The sequence below is a fragment of the Thermoplasmata archaeon genome, from assembly GCA_015063285.1.
Taxonomy (GTDB): Archaea; Thermoplasmatota; Thermoplasmata; order Methanomassiliicoccales; family Methanomethylophilaceae; genus Methanoprimaticola.
In genome coordinates this window covers 189,442-206,438 of record SUST01000002.1, presented here as the reverse complement: position 1 = coordinate 206,438, position 16,997 = coordinate 189,442, and the positions used below count along the sequence as shown (strand labels likewise).

11 protein-coding genes and 1 tRNA gene are annotated in these 16,997 nt (G+C 50.8%); 4 read left to right on the top strand and 8 right to left on the bottom strand.

The annotated features are described in order from the left end of the window. Window position 1 precedes the first annotated feature (1 nt). Window positions 2-1,312 (top strand): tRNA pseudouridine(13) synthase TruD, encoded by a 1,311-nt coding sequence (truD, locus tag E7Z62_02355; GenBank protein ID MBE6521957.1) that lies wholly within the window; start codon window positions 2-4, stop codon window positions 1,310-1,312. Here truD and E7Z62_02350 read toward each other — a convergent pair. Further along, window positions 1,306-4,743, bottom strand: coding sequence for a tetratricopeptide repeat protein (locus E7Z62_02350; protein ID MBE6521956.1), 3,438 nt, complete (start codon window positions 4,741-4,743; stop codon window positions 1,306-1,308). The two genes, truD and E7Z62_02350, sit on opposite strands and share 7 nt — an antisense overlap. 190 nt (window positions 4,744-4,933) lie before the next feature. On the opposite strand from E7Z62_02350, the gene E7Z62_02345 reads away from it, so the two are divergent. Continuing rightward, a tRNA-Gly gene (locus E7Z62_02345) sits at window positions 4,934-5,006 on the top strand. Window positions 5,007-5,053: 47 nt separating this feature from the next. Here the strand turns inward: E7Z62_02345 and gltS are convergent. Continuing rightward, entirely contained in the window at window positions 5,054-6,232 is a 1,179-nt protein-coding gene (gene gltS / locus E7Z62_02340; protein MBE6521955.1) for a sodium/glutamate symporter, read from the bottom strand. A gap of 100 nt (window positions 6,233-6,332) precedes the next feature. Between gltS and E7Z62_02335 the strand changes: the two genes are divergently transcribed. Continuing rightward, window positions 6,333-6,869: a flavodoxin family protein gene (locus E7Z62_02335; protein MBE6521954.1), complete on the top strand. Its 537-nt coding sequence runs from the start codon at window positions 6,333-6,335 to the stop codon at window positions 6,867-6,869. A gap of 47 nt (window positions 6,870-6,916) precedes the next feature. Here the strand turns inward: E7Z62_02335 and E7Z62_02330 are convergent, their stop codons facing one another. Then, window positions 6,917-8,722 carry an ABC transporter ATP-binding protein gene (locus E7Z62_02330; GenBank protein MBE6521953.1) on the bottom strand — a complete coding sequence of 602 codons (1,806 nt, stop codon included), beginning with the start codon at window positions 8,720-8,722 and terminating at the stop codon, window positions 6,917-6,919. Next, entirely contained in the window at window positions 8,719-10,470 is a 1,752-nt protein-coding gene (locus E7Z62_02325) for an ABC transporter ATP-binding protein (GenBank protein ID MBE6521952.1), read from the bottom strand. Before E7Z62_02325 ends, E7Z62_02330 begins: the two co-directional genes overlap by 4 nt. A 110-nt stretch (window positions 10,471-10,580) precedes the next feature. On the opposite strand from E7Z62_02325, the gene E7Z62_02320 reads away from it, so the two are divergent. Next, the gene (locus E7Z62_02320; protein ID MBE6521951.1) at window positions 10,581-11,057 is read left to right on the top strand and encodes a hypothetical protein; all 477 of its coding nucleotides are present in this window, start codon (window positions 10,581-10,583) and stop codon (window positions 11,055-11,057) included. A 2-nt stretch (window positions 11,058-11,059) separates the two neighbouring features. Here E7Z62_02320 and E7Z62_02315 read toward each other — a convergent pair whose 3' ends face one another. The 4 genes from E7Z62_02315 to cobN are packed head-to-tail and all read right to left on the bottom strand — an operon-like array spanning window position 11,060 to window position 16,992. After that, window positions 11,060-11,620 carry an isochorismatase family protein gene (locus E7Z62_02315; protein MBE6521950.1) on the bottom strand — a complete coding sequence of 187 codons (561 nt, stop codon included), beginning with the start codon at window positions 11,618-11,620 and terminating at the stop codon, window positions 11,060-11,062. 9 nt (window positions 11,621-11,629) lie between these two features. After that, window positions 11,630-12,376, bottom strand: coding sequence for an ABC transporter (locus tag E7Z62_02310; GenBank protein ID MBE6521949.1), 747 nt, complete (start codon window positions 12,374-12,376; stop codon window positions 11,630-11,632). Further along, a complete protein-coding gene (locus E7Z62_02305; GenBank protein ID MBE6521948.1) occupies window positions 12,373-13,224 on the bottom strand; it encodes an ABC transporter ATP-binding protein in 852 nt (283 codons plus the stop codon). The genes E7Z62_02310 and E7Z62_02305 overlap by 4 nt, the downstream gene beginning before the upstream one ends. A 39-nt stretch (window positions 13,225-13,263) precedes the next feature. Beyond that, on the bottom strand, window positions 13,264-16,992 hold the full coding sequence (gene cobN, locus E7Z62_02300; protein MBE6521947.1) for a cobaltochelatase subunit CobN: 3,729 nt from the start codon (window positions 16,990-16,992) through the stop codon (window positions 13,264-13,266). Window positions 16,993-16,997: the final 5 nt, after the last annotated feature.

Sequence of the window (16,997 nt, the reverse complement as noted above, 5' to 3'; positions counted from 1 at the left end):
ACTGATGTATCGCAAGTGCATAACGGCCGAGACAGGCATCGGAATGCACAACTACCTGTGCGACACAGACGGCACCGGTGGCCATCTGAAGACACTTCCAGAGGATTTCATAGTCAGAGAGATCTCCAGCCCACCTAGGCAGAAAGACAACGGGGATTATTCTATCGCTACCGTTACTGCAAGAAATTGGGAGACCAACCGTATGGTCAGGCTCATGTCCCGCAGCATGGGCGTGTCCAGAGACCGTATCGGTTTCGCAGGAACCAAGGACAAAAGAGCGGTCACCACGCAGCTGATGTCCGTCTACGGCACAGAGGACCTTTGGAAAAAGGTCGACCTCAAGGATTTGGAGATCAAAGATATCTACAGGGGCGCCAGAGGCATAGACATCGGCGACCTTGTCGGGAACGAGTTCGAAATAACGATCAAAGACTGCACCATGGAACCTTCCCTGATCAAAGATACTGTCGACCAGGATATCGGCATAATAAAGAAGACCGGGGGATTCCCCAACTATTTCGGAGTACAGAGATTCGGTGCAGTGAGGCCGGTCACCCATCTTGTCGGTGAAAGGCTCGTCCGCGGCGACATTAAGGGCGCTGCGATGACATATATAACATTCACAACAGACGAGGAGGAGGAAAGGCTCCGTCTGAAGAGACAGGAACTGGCCTCCACAGATGTTTCCGAATGGGACAAGATATTCCATTCCATACCTCCGGCGATGGCCTTCGAAAGGATGATGGTCGGAGTGCTTATGAAGGATCCCGAGAATTGGATCGGGGCCATTGACATCGTCCCTGCGAATCTGCAGATGATGTTCGTCCACGCGTACCAATCATGGCTTTTCAACGAGATGCTGAGCAGGCGTATGGATGCGGGACTCCCGCTGAATATGCCTGTCGAAGGAGACATCGTCATCCCTCTGGATGCGAACAAGATCCCTCAGCATGAGAACCCGATACTCACAACCTCGAAGAACATCGACCTGGTGACCAGACAGGTCAGGGCAGGAAGGGCTTTCGTCACCATCACCCTCTTCGGTTCGGACGGAGAGCTGGCGGAAGGAGAGATGGGTGAGATCGAGAGGAAGGTCATCGAAGAGAACAAACTGAGTCACGAGGATTTCATCATCCCCGGACTCCAGAGATGCACCTCCAAGGGCAGCAGAAGGGAGATACTCTGTCCTCTCAAGGAAATCGGTTATGAGATGACTGAGGAAGGATACAAACTTAACTTCTCACTCCCTAAAGGGAACTACGCCACCTGCCTTCTCAGAGAATTCATGAAGTCCGAGATGAGAGATTACTGATCCACACCGGTCAGCAGCTGTATCTGCCTGGCCTGGTATACACCGACCTTGCATGCCCTCATTATCTCGTAGATACTGGTCCCCTGTACCCTGTCCAGAACTATCTTCATCGACTCGTCGCGGATGACCTTCGCATTCATCGCCTTGTAGACGTAGGAAATAAGACGCTTGGCCTCATCCACATCCTTGAACGAACCCGATACATACACCCTGTCCAACGGCAGTTTTGGTTTGGTCTCCAGATCCTTCCAGCTCATCCTCATGATGATGTCGTTCGAAGCATGCTCCATCTTCTGGAATTCGGGAGAACCAGGTACGATTTCACCGTACGGGGCCTCTTTGCGGATGTATTCCTGGATTTCCTCCAGATCTCCGCCCTCGAACCCCAATGACAGGAGAAGATCCTCATCATCCGGAGCGGTCCTGGATACGTATGCGCGGCGCAGAACCTTCTCTGCGGATCTCTTGATCCTCGTATCCTCGAACTTCTCGGGCTCATCCCTTATGAGGTTCCTGGCCTCCTCGTCGTGTCCCGCACTGTTCAGGACCTCGACCATCTCTCTGATGGCGTCCTTGTCCTTGATGTTGCTGGCCTTGAACATCTTATAGGCATCCAAGATTCCAAGGTCCTTACGGGATTCCCTCTCGATCTTTGCGAAAAGTATGATCGTGCGGGCATCATCTGGAGCCTGCTGCAGAATCTCCTTGGCCTCCTTCTCGGCACGGGCCATGTAACCTCTCTCATATAGTTTGAAAGCGAGTTCGTAATGTAGAGGTATGTTTTCAGTATCCCTGGCAACGGCCATAGTGTAGCTGTCGATGGACCTGTCGTAATAGCCCAACCCCTGCTGCGCATCCCCTTTCTTCGCCAATACCGAAGGAAGGTTCAGTCCGAGGGTTATCGCCTTCTCGTATTCCTGAAGCGCTCCTCTGTATTCGGATTTGGCCATCTTGACGTCACCCAAGGATTCATGCAGAACACCGCTCTTGGGATTGTCCTTCAATGCATCGCTGACCAGATTCTGGGCGTTGCTGAACTCGCCGAGACGTATAAGAATCTCCGCCTTCAGACATGTGTACGAAACATCGTCTCCTTCAAGGGAGATCGCACGGTCGATCTGTCTGAGAGCGCTCCTATAATCTCCCATGGCCATCATGGATTCCGCTATGGCCTTGATTGCAGCCGGATCCTCCTCTGCCGTCTCCGGTAACGTTTCTGTCTGATCCTCTAACTCTGCTGAACCTTCATGGATCGAATCCATGGCTACCCTAAGGCGTGCGGAATCAGGGTACTTGGTCAACGCCTCGCTGACCACATCCAGAGCCTCTGCCCTCTTGCGCAAGGCCAGACAGCATGATGCTACTTCCAACGCGGATTCTTCCGACTTTGTCTTATCGTAAACATCCTTGGCCTTCTTCAGGGCACTCTCTGCGGCACCAGATTCCCTCAGTATCCTGGCCTTCATCAATGCGACATCGGCGTTGGACGGCTCTGTAACGGCACACATGTCGACGAAATACAGCGCCTCCTTGTATTTTCCGCTCTTCTCCAGGATCACCGCTTTGCGGACCATTGCATAAATGGAATCCGGATCTAGCTCAATCGCACGGTTCAGGGAATCTATCGCACCGTAGAGATCCTCCATCTTCTCCTGTATCGAAGCCTTGGATATCCAATACTGGGATTCGTTGAGGTCCAGCGTTACCGCCCTGTTGTAGGACGCCTCTGCGGAATCAAGGTCTCCTCTGGCCTCGTCGGCCATTCCTTTCGAATGCCAAATGACAGGGTCATGAGGGGCCAGCTCCGCAGCTGCAGCATAAGAAACTGATGCCTTCATGTATTCGCCCAGGGCATATTCTGCATTGCCTCTCAGCCTCCTGATCATCGGATCAGGAGCGGTATCCCTCTCAAGATCGTAACAGAGGAACATGGCCTCCCTGTACATGCCCTCCTCTATCATGGAACCCACGACATTGAGCACGTTCTCTCTGGACGGCTCCAGACGCAGCACGTTCCTCAGGGTCATCATTGCCCCGCTCATGTCGCCTGTTCCGCTGAGCGCGGTGGAAAGGGTGAACATGGTCGGGATATCGTTAGGCTCTATGTCCAGGATCCTTCTGCAGACATCCAATGCACCCTGGATGTCCTGCCTGCTGACCATTATGTCCTTCTTCAGGACCAGCGCCTCGAAGTACTTCGGGTCCTCTGAAAGGAGCTTGTCGCATTCCTTCTCAGCCCCCTTCACATCGTTGTTGATGAACCTCATCCTCGCTGCCAGCACCCTTACTGAGGGTTCGTTCTTAGCGAATATCACAGCTGTCCTGGCAGTCTTGGATGCCCCGCGGACATCGCCTCTCTTCAAAAGATACTTCGATTTGGATACCTGATAGTTAGGATCCTTCTTGTTCGAATGAGACATGCGGTTCAGGAGATACTTCGCATCTTCCAGGGAACCGTTGTTCACAAGCATATCGATGATCTCCGAATAATCCTGGGAACCGGAGTTCTCATTGTCCAGATAATCGTAGATGGCGTTCATCAGGTCCTTATCCGAGCCCATGTGGGCATACGCCATTATCCTCCCTTGGAGTACCCTTACGATGGAAAGGTCCAACTCATCATAGATGTTCAATGCCTCATCGGGCTCATGACCGGCTATGAATGCCTCGGCTGCCTCAAGACGCACATAGGTGGGGGCCTTGCTGCCGATCTTATCATAAACCATCTTGGCGGAGCGCCAATCATCCTCGTCCGCTGATGTCCTGGCGGAGACCAGCAGGAACTCCCATTCCCCATTCTTGTAATGTTCAGAATTGATCAGCCTATTAGTAGCTGAATCCTTGTTGCCTCTATGCCAATTCTTGTATATCAGATAGAGCTCCTTGTACTTCTCGTCCACCGGGGTCTTCGACTCCAGTTGCTCCCTTGCATCATATACCGATTCCATATCCTCCCAAGGGCCGTAGGGATCGTCTTCCTTCAGGATACTGTAGATCTCTCTGTTGGCAGGGTCGATATCCAACGCTTTCTTGGCGCTTTCCACGGATTTGAACTTGTCCCCGTCTCCATGATACAGCTTGGCCTCCGCAAGATAGATGGAGAAACGGTCCTTTGACTTGTTCCTTGATAGGAGTTCTGCTGCGGCCTTCGTCTCGCCTTGGTCTATGAGGATCTCGGTGGCCCTTACTGTCGGGGAACTGTCCTGAGGACGCGATTTCGATGCCAGGGATATCAGCGTATCAGTGGGAACCTTCTTCTGATCCTTGGAAAGAGCATCCATCAGACTAGTGAGAATGGCAGGGTGTATGAAACCATCCGATGAGAGGATCTTGGCTGTGATTGATTCCAACCTGTTCTCGGGAACCTTTCCGTTGAGTACCTTCCAAAGACGGTACTCATCAGAGCTAGCAAAAACAGGCAGATTCTCCATGGTCCACAAATGTCTTTCCTTTTATTAATCAATGGCGAGAAGAGTGGCAGAATGAGACATGATGCGATATCTCCCCGGCCTTTTTCTTCTCTTTATAACTGGTTTTACGCTGCTGGTGTTGGAGAATCCAGGATCATCAACGAGGTCTTGGATAGGCTTATATAGTTCCCTCCAATAACGGAGTTTCAGTGCAGCTGTGATCTAGCTGGTTAGGATCTGAGCCTTCCAAGCTCATTGCCCGGGTTCGAATCCCGGCGGCTGCACTCATTCTTCTTCGTCCAGATGTGTTTTCGAGTGCAACCACACTAATTCACAACAGATTCAATGTGATTGTCAGAACGGTCACGTTGATGATGTCCAATACCACACCGCCGACCAATGGAATCACGAATGTTGCAATCTGGGCCGGACCATACTCTTTCTTTATTGCCTCGACATTCGCGACCGCGTTCGGTGTCGCACCGATACCGAAACCAACGAAACCTGCTGTTATGGCTGACGCCTCATAATCCCTTCCGGCGAATCTGAACACGACATAGTATGCGAAAAGGATTATGATTACGGTCTGAATGACCAGAGTAGCTATCATCGCTCCCGCCAGGCCTGCTATCTGCCATAGCTTAATGCCCATCAATGCCATCGAAAGGAACAGACAAAGCCCGAGCCAGCCGATTGTCTCAATCTCTTTCACTGGCAGCTCGTATCCTTTCATATCCGCTATGTTCCTGACAATTATCGCAAGAATGAGCCCGCCGAAATAGGAGGGGAAAACGACCCCGATGTCGGTAAATATTTGGTCCAATACCATCCCTAAACCGATACAGACGGCGAGAAGGATCATCGCCATGAGCAAACTGTCCTTATTCATGACGTCTGCCTTTTCCTTGACCTCTTCAGGCTCCACCTCATCGGATTTGAGACTGTGTTTTGAGATGAGACGTCTGGCCAAAGGTCCTCCCAACAATCCTGCGATCGCAAGCCCTACTGTAGCAGAAGCCACGGCTATGACGTCGGCACCTACCAGCCCATAGTCCTCCACAAGGATTTCTCCATAAGCGGCCGCCGTTCCGTGTCCTCCGGCCAATGAAATGGAACCCAAAGCCAGACCATATCCGGGCTCCAATCCGAAAAGGGTCACCGATGCCATCCCTACAATGTTCTGGATGATGATCAGGGCTCCGATAAGACCGCCGACTATCAGGACCATCTTACCCCCTGCCTTGATCATGGATACCGACGCCATGAAACCGATGGAGCAGAAGAACAGGTTCATACAGTTGTTCTTGAAGGTATCTTCGAAGACAATCTCGACACCTGCCCCCTCATAGAGCAGAAGCATGATGACGGAAAAGATCAGGCCTCCGACGACTGCGGATGGGATGCAGTACTTCCTGAAGAATGCGACGTGATTCACGAGGAATACGCCGATTACCAACACCAGAGCGCCCAACGCAGCGCTTTGGAACATGTCAAGAATGATCTCATCCACATTCAGGTATATTGCAGAGAAGATTTAATCCCTATCAGGTCTGATCGATATAGAGTTTGCAAAGAAAAACAGTTTATAAGTTGGATGATTGGACCGAATCATGCCGAGAAAGGTCTGCGTCATCCTATCAAGCCCATCCCGCAAAGGAAGCACATCCACCTTAGCGATAGAAGCGGCGAATGCCATCGAGGATGCCGACCGGCACGTTCATTTCCTGAACGAGCTCAGTTTCAGAGACTGCCAAGGCTGCCATAACTGCAAGAAGGGGAGACCATGTCCTCTTAAGGATGACCTGGTCCCGGTGCTGGAGGATGTGAGGGACTGCGATGCCCTGATTGTGGCGACACCGGTCTATTTCGGAAGAGCGACCGGCCTCTATCACATGTACGAGGACAGAACATTCAAGCTGTACACGGAACAGCCTGATCCGCCGAGAAGGAAGGCTTTGGTCATAGCCTCGTCGAAAGCCCCTAGAAAGGTTGCACAACCTACAGCCGAACGTTTGCAGAGGATCCTGACTCGCAGGAACTTCGAAACGTCCATTTTCCTGCACAGCGTCAACGAGGATGGGGCCCCTCAGGACAACCCTGATATGCTGGCCCGTGTGCGCGAAGCTGGAAAGAGCCTTCTCGACTGAACTCGAACCAGCTCCGATTCCGGTCACTACTTTGTCGTCTATGATAGTCATTCGCTCGATTCGAACTGTGAGCGATAGAGATCGGCATACACTCCGCCTCTACCCAAAAGCTCATCATGCGTTCCCTTCTCCACGATATTACCGTCCTTCATGACCAGAATGACGTCGGCATTGCGAACTGTTGAAAGCCTGTGTGCGATCACGAAACATGTCCTCCCAGCCATCATGGAGTCTATGGCGTTCTGAATGATCACCTCGGTACGGGTGTCGACTGAACTGGTCGCTTCATCTAATATCAACATCGGCGAATCGTCCACCAGAGCTCTAGCGATACATATCTGCTGTCTCTGACCCTCAGAGAGCGAAGTCTTAGCTCCTATGTGAGTGTCCAATCCATCAGGGAGGGATTCGATAAACATCTCCAGCCCGACCTTCCTGCATGCCTCCTTAACATCCTCATCCGATACGTCCCTGCAGTATGCGATGTTTTCTCTGATTGTCCCTTCGAACAGCCATGTATCCTGTAGGACCATGCAGAACATATCGCGAAGATCCTTCCTTGACATTTCGGAAATCGGGGTCCCGTCTATGAGGATCTCTCCGTCGCTCACCTCATAGAACCTCATCAGTAGATTCACTGTGGTGGTCTTTCCAGCACCGGTCTCGCCTACTATGGCAACCTTCTGTCCTGGTTCCACAGTAGCGGAGAATCCCTTGATGGTTTCGGCACCTTCGACATATCCGAAATGGACGTTCCTGAATTCCACCCTGCCTTTGACCTCTTCAAGCTTACTTACTTCGATTTCAGGGGACATTTCTCCCAGAGAAAGGAAGTCCGCTATTCTTTCGGCACCGGCACCGGCCGCCTGTATGTTACCAAGAGAATGAGATATCATATCAAGTGGCCCGGAGAACAGTTTCACGTAGAATATGAACGAAACCACCATTCCGATAGTCATATGTCCTTCTATTACCATTATCGAACCGACTATACATACTGCCACATACCCCAGATTGCCGAAGAACTTCATTATCGCTGGAAGAAGTCCCATTGTGACCTCGGAACGGAATCCGCTAGCACGCAATTCCTCATTGATCTGATCGAACTTCCCTTTGTTCTTCTCGGAAGCTGAATAGGCCAGGACCACATCATGGGTGGTGTACAGCTCTGATATCAGCCCGTACATCCTGCCGATGTTCTTCTGCTGATTACGATAGTACTTTTGGGTACGACCAACGACAACCGTTGCCACTAACATCCCGGCACCGCATGAGACCATAGAGACCACAGCTAGTGTGACGTCCATTATGAGCATCACTACCACCAATACGATGAATATCAGGATGCCATGGGTGAATATCGGCAGACCCCTGGCCAAAGAAGTACCGATCGTATCGGTATCATTGATGAATCTGCTCATGACATCTCCCTTCTTACAGTTGTCGAAGAAACTCATCGGCAGACGGTCCAGTTTGATCTGCAGGTCAGACCTCATCTTGCGGGCCACATTCTGAGCTATTCCCGTCATCCAATACTGACGGAGATACATGGCCAATGTCGCTATCCCGTAGAGAGATAATGCAATCAGACCATTAGACGTGACCGCAGCCAGGTCGATATTGCCATCATAGAGTCCATCAGATATTATGTCGGTCATGGCGCCTATGAATTCGGGGACGACCGCCGTTAGAATGGATTCCACGGCAATCATTACCATCGCCAGTATGAACAAGGCTCTGAAACGGTACAGGTAGCGGAATATCGTGCTCCAAGCTTCTCTGGTAGATTTTGGATTATCGCTGATCACCACACCGCGGTAATAGCCTCCGTGAAGCCTGGGTGCTCCGGTCATAGCTCATCACCCGTCCTTTGGGATTCGGCTATCTCTCTGTAAATCTCACACTTTTCCAACAGTTCTAAGTGAGTTCCGCTATCTACTATTCTTCCGTCATCCATCACTAGGATCCTGTCCGCGCCTCTGGCGGTACCTATCCTCTGCGTGACCAATATGACTGTGGAATCTTTGGTACGTGCCTTGAGCCTTCTGCGAACCTCCAGATCCGTACGGAAGTCTATGGCTGAGAAACAGTCGTCGAATACATAGATCTCTGGATTCTTGCAGACCGCTCTGGCGATAGAGAATCTCTGCTTCTGCCCTCCGGATATGTTCCTCCCTTCCTCAGACAGGTTTATATCCAATCCTCCTTCGGATTCAACGAATCCGTCTATGCATGCTACCTTCAATGCATCCCATATGTCATCATCATTCCTTCCCTCAGAACCCAGACCATAGTTCACATTGTCCCTCACATTACCGGATAGAATTGTCGCCCTCTGAGAGACGAAACCTATCTTGGACCTCAATGAATCCAGATCATATCCTTTAACATCCACGCCATCTATGAACACCGTCCCCTCGATCGCATCATAGAATCTCGGAATCAAATCCACGAGAGTGGTCTTTCCGCATCCGGTAGCCCCTATGATCGCTACCGTCTCACCGGGATTGACATCGAAAGTCACATCCCTAACCGTATCTGCCGGTGAACCGGCATAACGGAACGAGACATCCTTGAACGAGATGGACCCGGATCCGTCACCTTCTTTCTCCGTACCGGATATTATCGTCGGTTCGGTCTCCAAGACCTCGAAGATACGCTCCAGTGATGCCTGGGCACGCGGGAAGGCGTTGAATATCTGGACCAGTGTACGGAAACCGTTCAGTGCCATCAAAGCATAAGTGGAGAATACGATCATCTCTGAGAACAGTAAGAGACGGTCGTCGGTTGAATCCGAACTAATTATGATGAATGCACCCAGCCAATATATGGTCATAGAAAGTGTGTTCCTGATGAACCCGTTGAGGGGAACGTTGACTGCCATAATCCTCATGGCATGGATGTTGTTATCCGCGAGTGCGTCATTGGCCCTCTCGAACTTCTCCCTTTCCAGACTGTCGGCATTGTATGCCCTGATGACCCTCTGTCCGGTCAGCATCTCCATTGTCATCCCGTTGATTCCATCATGAAGGGACTGCACCTTCCTGAAAAGAGGTGCGGTCAGACGCATTACAGTTATGATTAACAGGACCATAGCAGTCACTGCTATCAGGGTGGCCGCAGTCCACGTGATATCGCTCTGACTTATCCTGACGATGGCCCATATGGAGATAATGGGCGCTCTGATCAGAGATTCCAGCGCCGTCCCTATGAAATCTTGAATCTGTTTAACATCATTAGTGGAACGAGTGATTAGACTGTATGATGAGATCCTGTCTATCTCATTGAAGGAGAACTTCTGTATATGGTCGAACTCTGCCTCGCGGATGGTCTTGGCCACCGATGACGATATCCATCCCACGGTCACACTGATGACGAGACCAACAGTCATGCTGCCTATTGCACACAGGACCATTGGGATGGCTTCATCCAACACCTGCTGCGTGGTACCTCCGGTGGTGATCACTTCAGTAATGGACGCCATATAACTGGGGATCTCCAGATCCAACCACACTTCCAGTATGATCATGAACAGTACGACTAACGCAAGAGCCCATTCCTTACGATGAAAGAACCTTACGAAAGAGAAAACCCCGCTCATGATACCAGTCAGACGTGTGAGTGGCTTTTGAGGATATATATTGGATGTTTAGGCCACCCTTTGAGTTAATAAATGAAATCGGTAAATACGAACAACACCATCGATTATCCATGGCAGATGAGAAATCCGAGGAATTCAGAAGATTCATTCTGGAGAACAGAGAGATCATTGAAGCAATCCTGAACGAGGACGCGAAAGAGAAGAAAAAGGCCTCCAAGAAAGAGAAACTGGACGATAAAAAGGAAAAGGCCAAGACCAAAGCGAAGGAAGCCAATGAGACGATCATCTCGATCATCAGTGACGACAATGTTCAGCAGCATTTCATCACTGGTTGCCTGGAATTCATCCATTTCTTCGAAGCGGTCATCGATGCCGTCCCCATGTCCCCCGAAACCAGGGAAGCTGTGAATAAATTCGGGGAGACTCGCGACACCACCATCCGCAACATCGTCGCAGTCGGTGCCAAGGATAAGATGGAAAGCATCAATATCAACGAGATCAAGAAGGAGCCATCGAAGTCGTCAGCCGGGAAGAAAAAGGCTGAAAGCATCAAGATCAACACAGTGAAGAAAAAGAAGACAGCGTGATTTCACGCCTTCCTATTCTTTACGAGGTTCTCGTCTAGTTCGTCTGGCGTATAGTATTTGCACAGCTCGGTCGCCAAGTCACAGTATTTCTCTTCAGTGCTTAGCAGGCCCCCTTTCATGAGATAGGGGGAGACACCATTATCGAATGCCGCCCAATATGTGGACATGACGCAATACTGAGCGAACATGCCCATAATAAGCATCGCATCGCAATCATTCGCCTTGATCGTCTCAGCAAGATTTGTCTCGTTGAATGAATTCATGTGATGCTTCACAATGACTATGTCTGAATCAGCAATGCTGAATCCATCAAGGAGTTCATAGGTTTCCTCAGTGATCCCTTCTAAACATGTTTCTCCCTCGTACAAAATCCAGATTACAGGCCTACCGGCATCTCTGAACTTTTCGATAACCGATTGCATCAGAGGAGTGTGTGCTGCAGCTGAATCCAAAGTAGAATCGTCAGGACCTATGATGAACTTCTTCTGGACGTCTATAATCACCAAGGCCAGTCTTCTGTCCTTCTTATCGATTACTTTCATCGAACGGTGCTTGCTCTCCATATGGATTCCTCAGCATTTGTTGTTCTTAATCATATAATAGCAGACCAGATACAGCACAACGATATATGCCGCCATAATCACTACAGAATCCATGCCTACGCTGTAATCTGGGAGCATTATTCCCCTCATCAGATTACTCACATGAGTGAGAGGAAGCGCATAAATCACATATGCTGCGGCGGTAGGCAGTGTGTTTGAATCAAATAGTGTACCGCATAGGAAAGTCATAGGTATAACGACCACGCTTGAGAATAATGACAGAGACTGCGTCTTCTTGGCCAGCATTCCTGCCAACATCCCTAGCAGAGAGAACATCAATCCTGCGAGAATGATCACGACGAATATCCACGGGCTTATGACCACCTGCGGAGAAAGAAGCCACCCTACAATCAGAAGGATTGTGCAACTGATCAATGCCCTTAACATTCCCTGAATTGTCTTTCCCAAAATGATGGAGGAGATATGCAGGGGACAGAGGAGCATCTCATCGAAGCTCATATAGAACATCCTCTGGACCAGGATCTTCATCGATACGGTGCTGAATGTTGCTGACAGTGTTGTCAGGGCAACGATACCAGGCACGATATACATCACGTATGCCTGAGGATCGTCCATACTCCCTCCGACACCGAAACCGAACGCCAGCAGATAGAGCAAAGGCCCTACCAAAGAGGACAGGAGAACCTCTACCATGTTACCTTTCATGTAAACGAGGTCACCCCATGCCACACGATAGGCCTCATCGAGGATACTCATTGTATCGTCCCCCCGGTAAGTTCTAGGTAAACATCCTCAAGGGACGTTCTCCTAATGTTGAACATCTTGTCACCCAGAGTCTGCGAATACTCCTTGGCGCTGGCCATGTCCTTGAAATAGACGACCTTGCGTCTCCCGTCATCTTCGGTAGTTTCTACCGAGATCCTTCCTACCCTGTCCCTGAGCTCATCGACCGTACCTATCGCAATCAACTTTCCGTGATCTATGACAGCTACCCTGTCGCAGAGGGACTCTGCCTCCTCGATGTAGTGGGTAGTGAGGAATATCGTAGTACCGCCCAGATTCAGTTTCCTGACGAGCTCCCACAGCATATGTCTCGAGCGGGTGTCCAACCCCGCTGTGGGCTCATCCAAAAGCAGGATCTTCGGCTGGTGGATGATAGCACAGACTATGGCCGTCTTCCTTTTCCAGCCTCCTGACAGGTTCATCACCTTACGGTCCATGTATTCCTCCAGACCTAGGATGCTGGCCTTCTCTGTTATGATGCGATCGATATCCTTTGACGGTATCTTATGCATGATCGCATGATGCTTGAGATTCTGGCGGACCGTAAGTTCAGTGTCCAGCGAAATATGCTGCTGGGCAATTCCTATAAGCTTCCTAGCCTCCAGATAATCCGTCCTGATGTCATGCCCATCAATAACGACCGAACCGGACACGTATTTCTGAATCGTCGTAATGGTGCGGATTGATGTTGTCTTTCCCGCACCGTTGGGACCGAGGAATCCGAAGATCTCCCCTTCTTTGACATCGAAGCTTATGCCATCCACGGCTGTGAAATCGCCGAATTTTACGACAAGATCCCTAACTTCGATGATATTGCTCATGACAGCCCCCTCATGACCTTGAAAGAAGATAAGGATGACTCATCCATCATTCATCCCCTCCAGGTCCCCTTCCAGTTCCTCAAACAAGTTGAGAATCTTCTCCTTCATCTCCTTGTCAGCATCCCACATGCCTCTATAGATCGCTTCCAAGAGTCTTTGGGTGACCTCCATCATTGCATAGGGGTTCGCATCCCTGAACCATTCTGCATTTTCTTTGTTGAACAGGAAATTGTCTGCTATCGACTTGTACTCCCAGTCCTCGATGATATCTGATGTGGCATCCCAGCCGAACACGTACTCAGCCATCTTTGAGATCTCCTGCGCACCCTTGAATCCATGCTGCTTCAGACCTTCGACCCATTTCGGATTGTTGATCTTGCTGCGGAAAATGTAACGGCCTTCCTCATCTATCGTCTTGGTCTTGATGTTGGAAGTGTCCGCTGAGAATCCGATCACTGACATCGGCAGCTCGCCGCGAAGCGACTTCACGGCCGCATTCATCCCTCCCAGATCGGTGTAAACGTCATCGTTATCGAACATGTCGTACTCGCGGCTGACGCTGTTCTTCACGGTCACATCCATGCTCATCAATCTGCGTCTGAAAGCTTCCGGTTTCCTTTCACCTGACCTTCCGAGACCGTATGCATACTCGCCGTAGCTGCGATAGATGTCTCCTATCTCCGACTGGTCCTTCCAATCAGATGTCCTGACCAGTATATTGGTGCCTGAACCGTACGATCCTGGTGCATCGCCGAATATGCGTATCATCGCATCCTCTCTGGCCTGATCCTCCGGGATCCCTTCCTCTATAGCTTCGACGATATCTCTGCGGAGATTCGCCAACAGGTAGTTCTCCTCTTCGGATTCGTCCAAAGATGCCACCTTCTGGACCGCGCGGTCGATCATCCTGACCAGATTGGGGAATGTGTCCCTGAACAATCCGCTGATCCTCAGTGTAACGTCTATCCTTGGCCTTCCCAATTCCGATACGGGGATCACTTCGAGGTCCTTGACGCGTCCGGCATATCCTGTCCATACAGGACGGATGCCTAGAAGCCACAGGACGTAAGCCGTGTCGTCTCCGCCGGTCTTCATCGTGTCTGTCGCCCACATCACTATGCCGATGTTCTTCGGATATGCTCCGTGCTGATCGACATAGCGCTCCAGCATCTGATCTGCCATCGTCTTTCCGATCTCCCAGCTGGAATGCCAAGGGATCGCATCGGGATCTATGGAGTAGAAATTCCTTCCGGTTGGCAGTATCTGGGCCCTTCCTCTGGTCGGACAGCCTGACGGACCGGGTTCTACGAACTTCCCCTCGAGACCCAACATCACGCTGTCGATCTCGTTACCCATCTTCATCAGGTTCGGATGCAGCTCATCGCAGATGAATGAGATGACCTTCACAAGATCCTCCGTGGGACCGTATTCCTCGACTAGACGCAGACACTCATCCTTCTTGAAATCGTGGGAAGCCATCTCTGATATCAGGCTCTCTGTGCGGACCTCTACATCCTCCAGGATCTGTCCTTTGAGCACACCCGCATCATCTCTCTGCGATGCGTTCCTCTGAATGTCCAGAATATCATATCCCAAGGCATTCGCGATGGATTCACGCAACGACGGCACATCGCCGTTCGGAACACGGACAAGACTGTACACATCCTCCTCCATCCTCTTCCCTTCGGATACGCTCCCTAGGATATGGAGTCCGTCCTTGATCAGATTCTCCTTGATATCGACCACATAGTCATACAGATCGTCGAATCTGGAATCCAGTGTATCGTCATCGCATCCTGGATCCAGTTTGAGATCCTTGTACATGTCCATCCTGGTCAGGATCTCCCTGAGCTTCTCCCTGATGAATCCCAAGTTCTGATCTTGGCCCTGGGCTTTGGCATTCATGAAATTCTGAAGCGTCCCCTCCAATTCCAAGATCTCGTCATACCCTCCCGCACGAGTCATAGTTGGGATCATATGGTCGATGATCACCGCTGCAGCACGTCTCTTAGCCTGTATCCCCTCGCCGGGATTGCCTATGACATAAGGGTAGATGTCCGGGAGCGAGGTGAGGATATAATCCGGCGAACAATCGCCACTTAGCGCTACGGACTTTCCTGGGAGCCATTCCAATGTGCCGTGGGTACCGACATGGATGACCGCATCCGCACCGAAATCATACCTCAGCCACTTGTAGTATGCATAATACTGATGGGGGTGGACACAGTTCGGGTCGTGGTAATTGGCCTGGATGTCCCTTCCCCTATCGGGTTGGAATCCTACGATGATGTTGCCGAAAACCGTTCCGGGAACGATTATGTCCTTTCCTACCGAATAGAACTCCCCGGGCGGTTTCCCCCAGTCCTGCTCGAGACGGGTGCGAACTTTCTCGGAAAGCTCCCGGTACCATTCATCGTACTGCTGAGGGGGGATCAGATCCACAGAACGTCTCCTAATCTCCTCTTGGGAGATCCAATCAGAATCGTTGGTCAGTCCGGACAGCATTATGTCCACGAGTTCCTTGGGAGTCTCCGGGATCGAATCGCCGACATCGTATCCGTCATCTTTCATTCTGTGAAGTATGTTGACGACGCTTGCGAAGGTATCTAAACCTGCGGCACCTCCCGCATCCGCATTCTTGGGAGGATACTGGTAGAGCAGGATGGCGACCTTCCTGTCCCTGTTCTTGATATGACGGAGTCTACCCCACATTATGGCCATATCCGCTATGCGCAAGGCCCTGTCCTCTATGGAATGGTAGTAGCGGGTCCCGTCCTTCGCAATCTCCATGCTTGAAGAGGGGACCGTGATTATCTGCCCGTCGAACTCCGGATGCACGACATCATATGCTATCTCGGCGGGCGACAGGCCTTCAAGATGCTCCCTCCAGTAATCCTCTGTACTGACCATGGTCATCGCCTGAAGGACCGGTGCACCATAGTCAAGGAAATGATTGTCCTCGCAGACCTGGTCCCCGACACCCGGTGTCGCCACGAGGGTCATACTGAAGCTCATAGTGTTGATCACAGCATCCAACACGGGCCTTCCGTCGACAGTCATATCCTCCCTGAGGATCCTCTTGATCCCCTTGGAACCGTCAATCTTCCCCTCCAAGGTGTTGAAGAACATCGCAATGGGATTCCCGCCCAATCTCTCGACTGCCCTTATCAGACCGTCGATGTTGTCAAGATTGCCGTTCACCCACTGTTTCTGATAAAAGAAGATGCCTATGTTGGGTTTATCCGGATCCAGTCCGGAGATGTAATCGCTGAATGTGAAAGGTTCCTTTCCCGGATAATACACACCTTCGGTGAGCGGACACTTCGGCGGATCGATCGCGAGATTCAGACCGTCGAATCTGTTCAATGCCCACTTGAGGAGCGATATGAAATTGTCATCTCCCCCCAGGACCGCGTATCTCATCACAAGGTCGTACTCTTCATCCGTTCCCAGGAAGAAGTCCCTGAAGGCTTCGGTGACGCAGTCGTCGGTACAGCTCAGATGCATACACACATGATGCACTTCCAGAGCGTCCCTGATCTTATCGAACTTCTTGCAATAGGTCGTATCACCGTGGACCTTTATCGTGACGAAATCGGCTCCGGAGATGAATTGTATGGCATCAGCGAGGAAAAGGGGATCCTCGTCCAGATCGGTGTTGTCGAAATTACGGTAGTCTATATCATAGCCCATTTCACGAACTTCCTGGACAGCCTTGTTCATCAGGAAGCTGTCCATCGTCCCTATGGAGATATTGACGTACCTCATCCGAA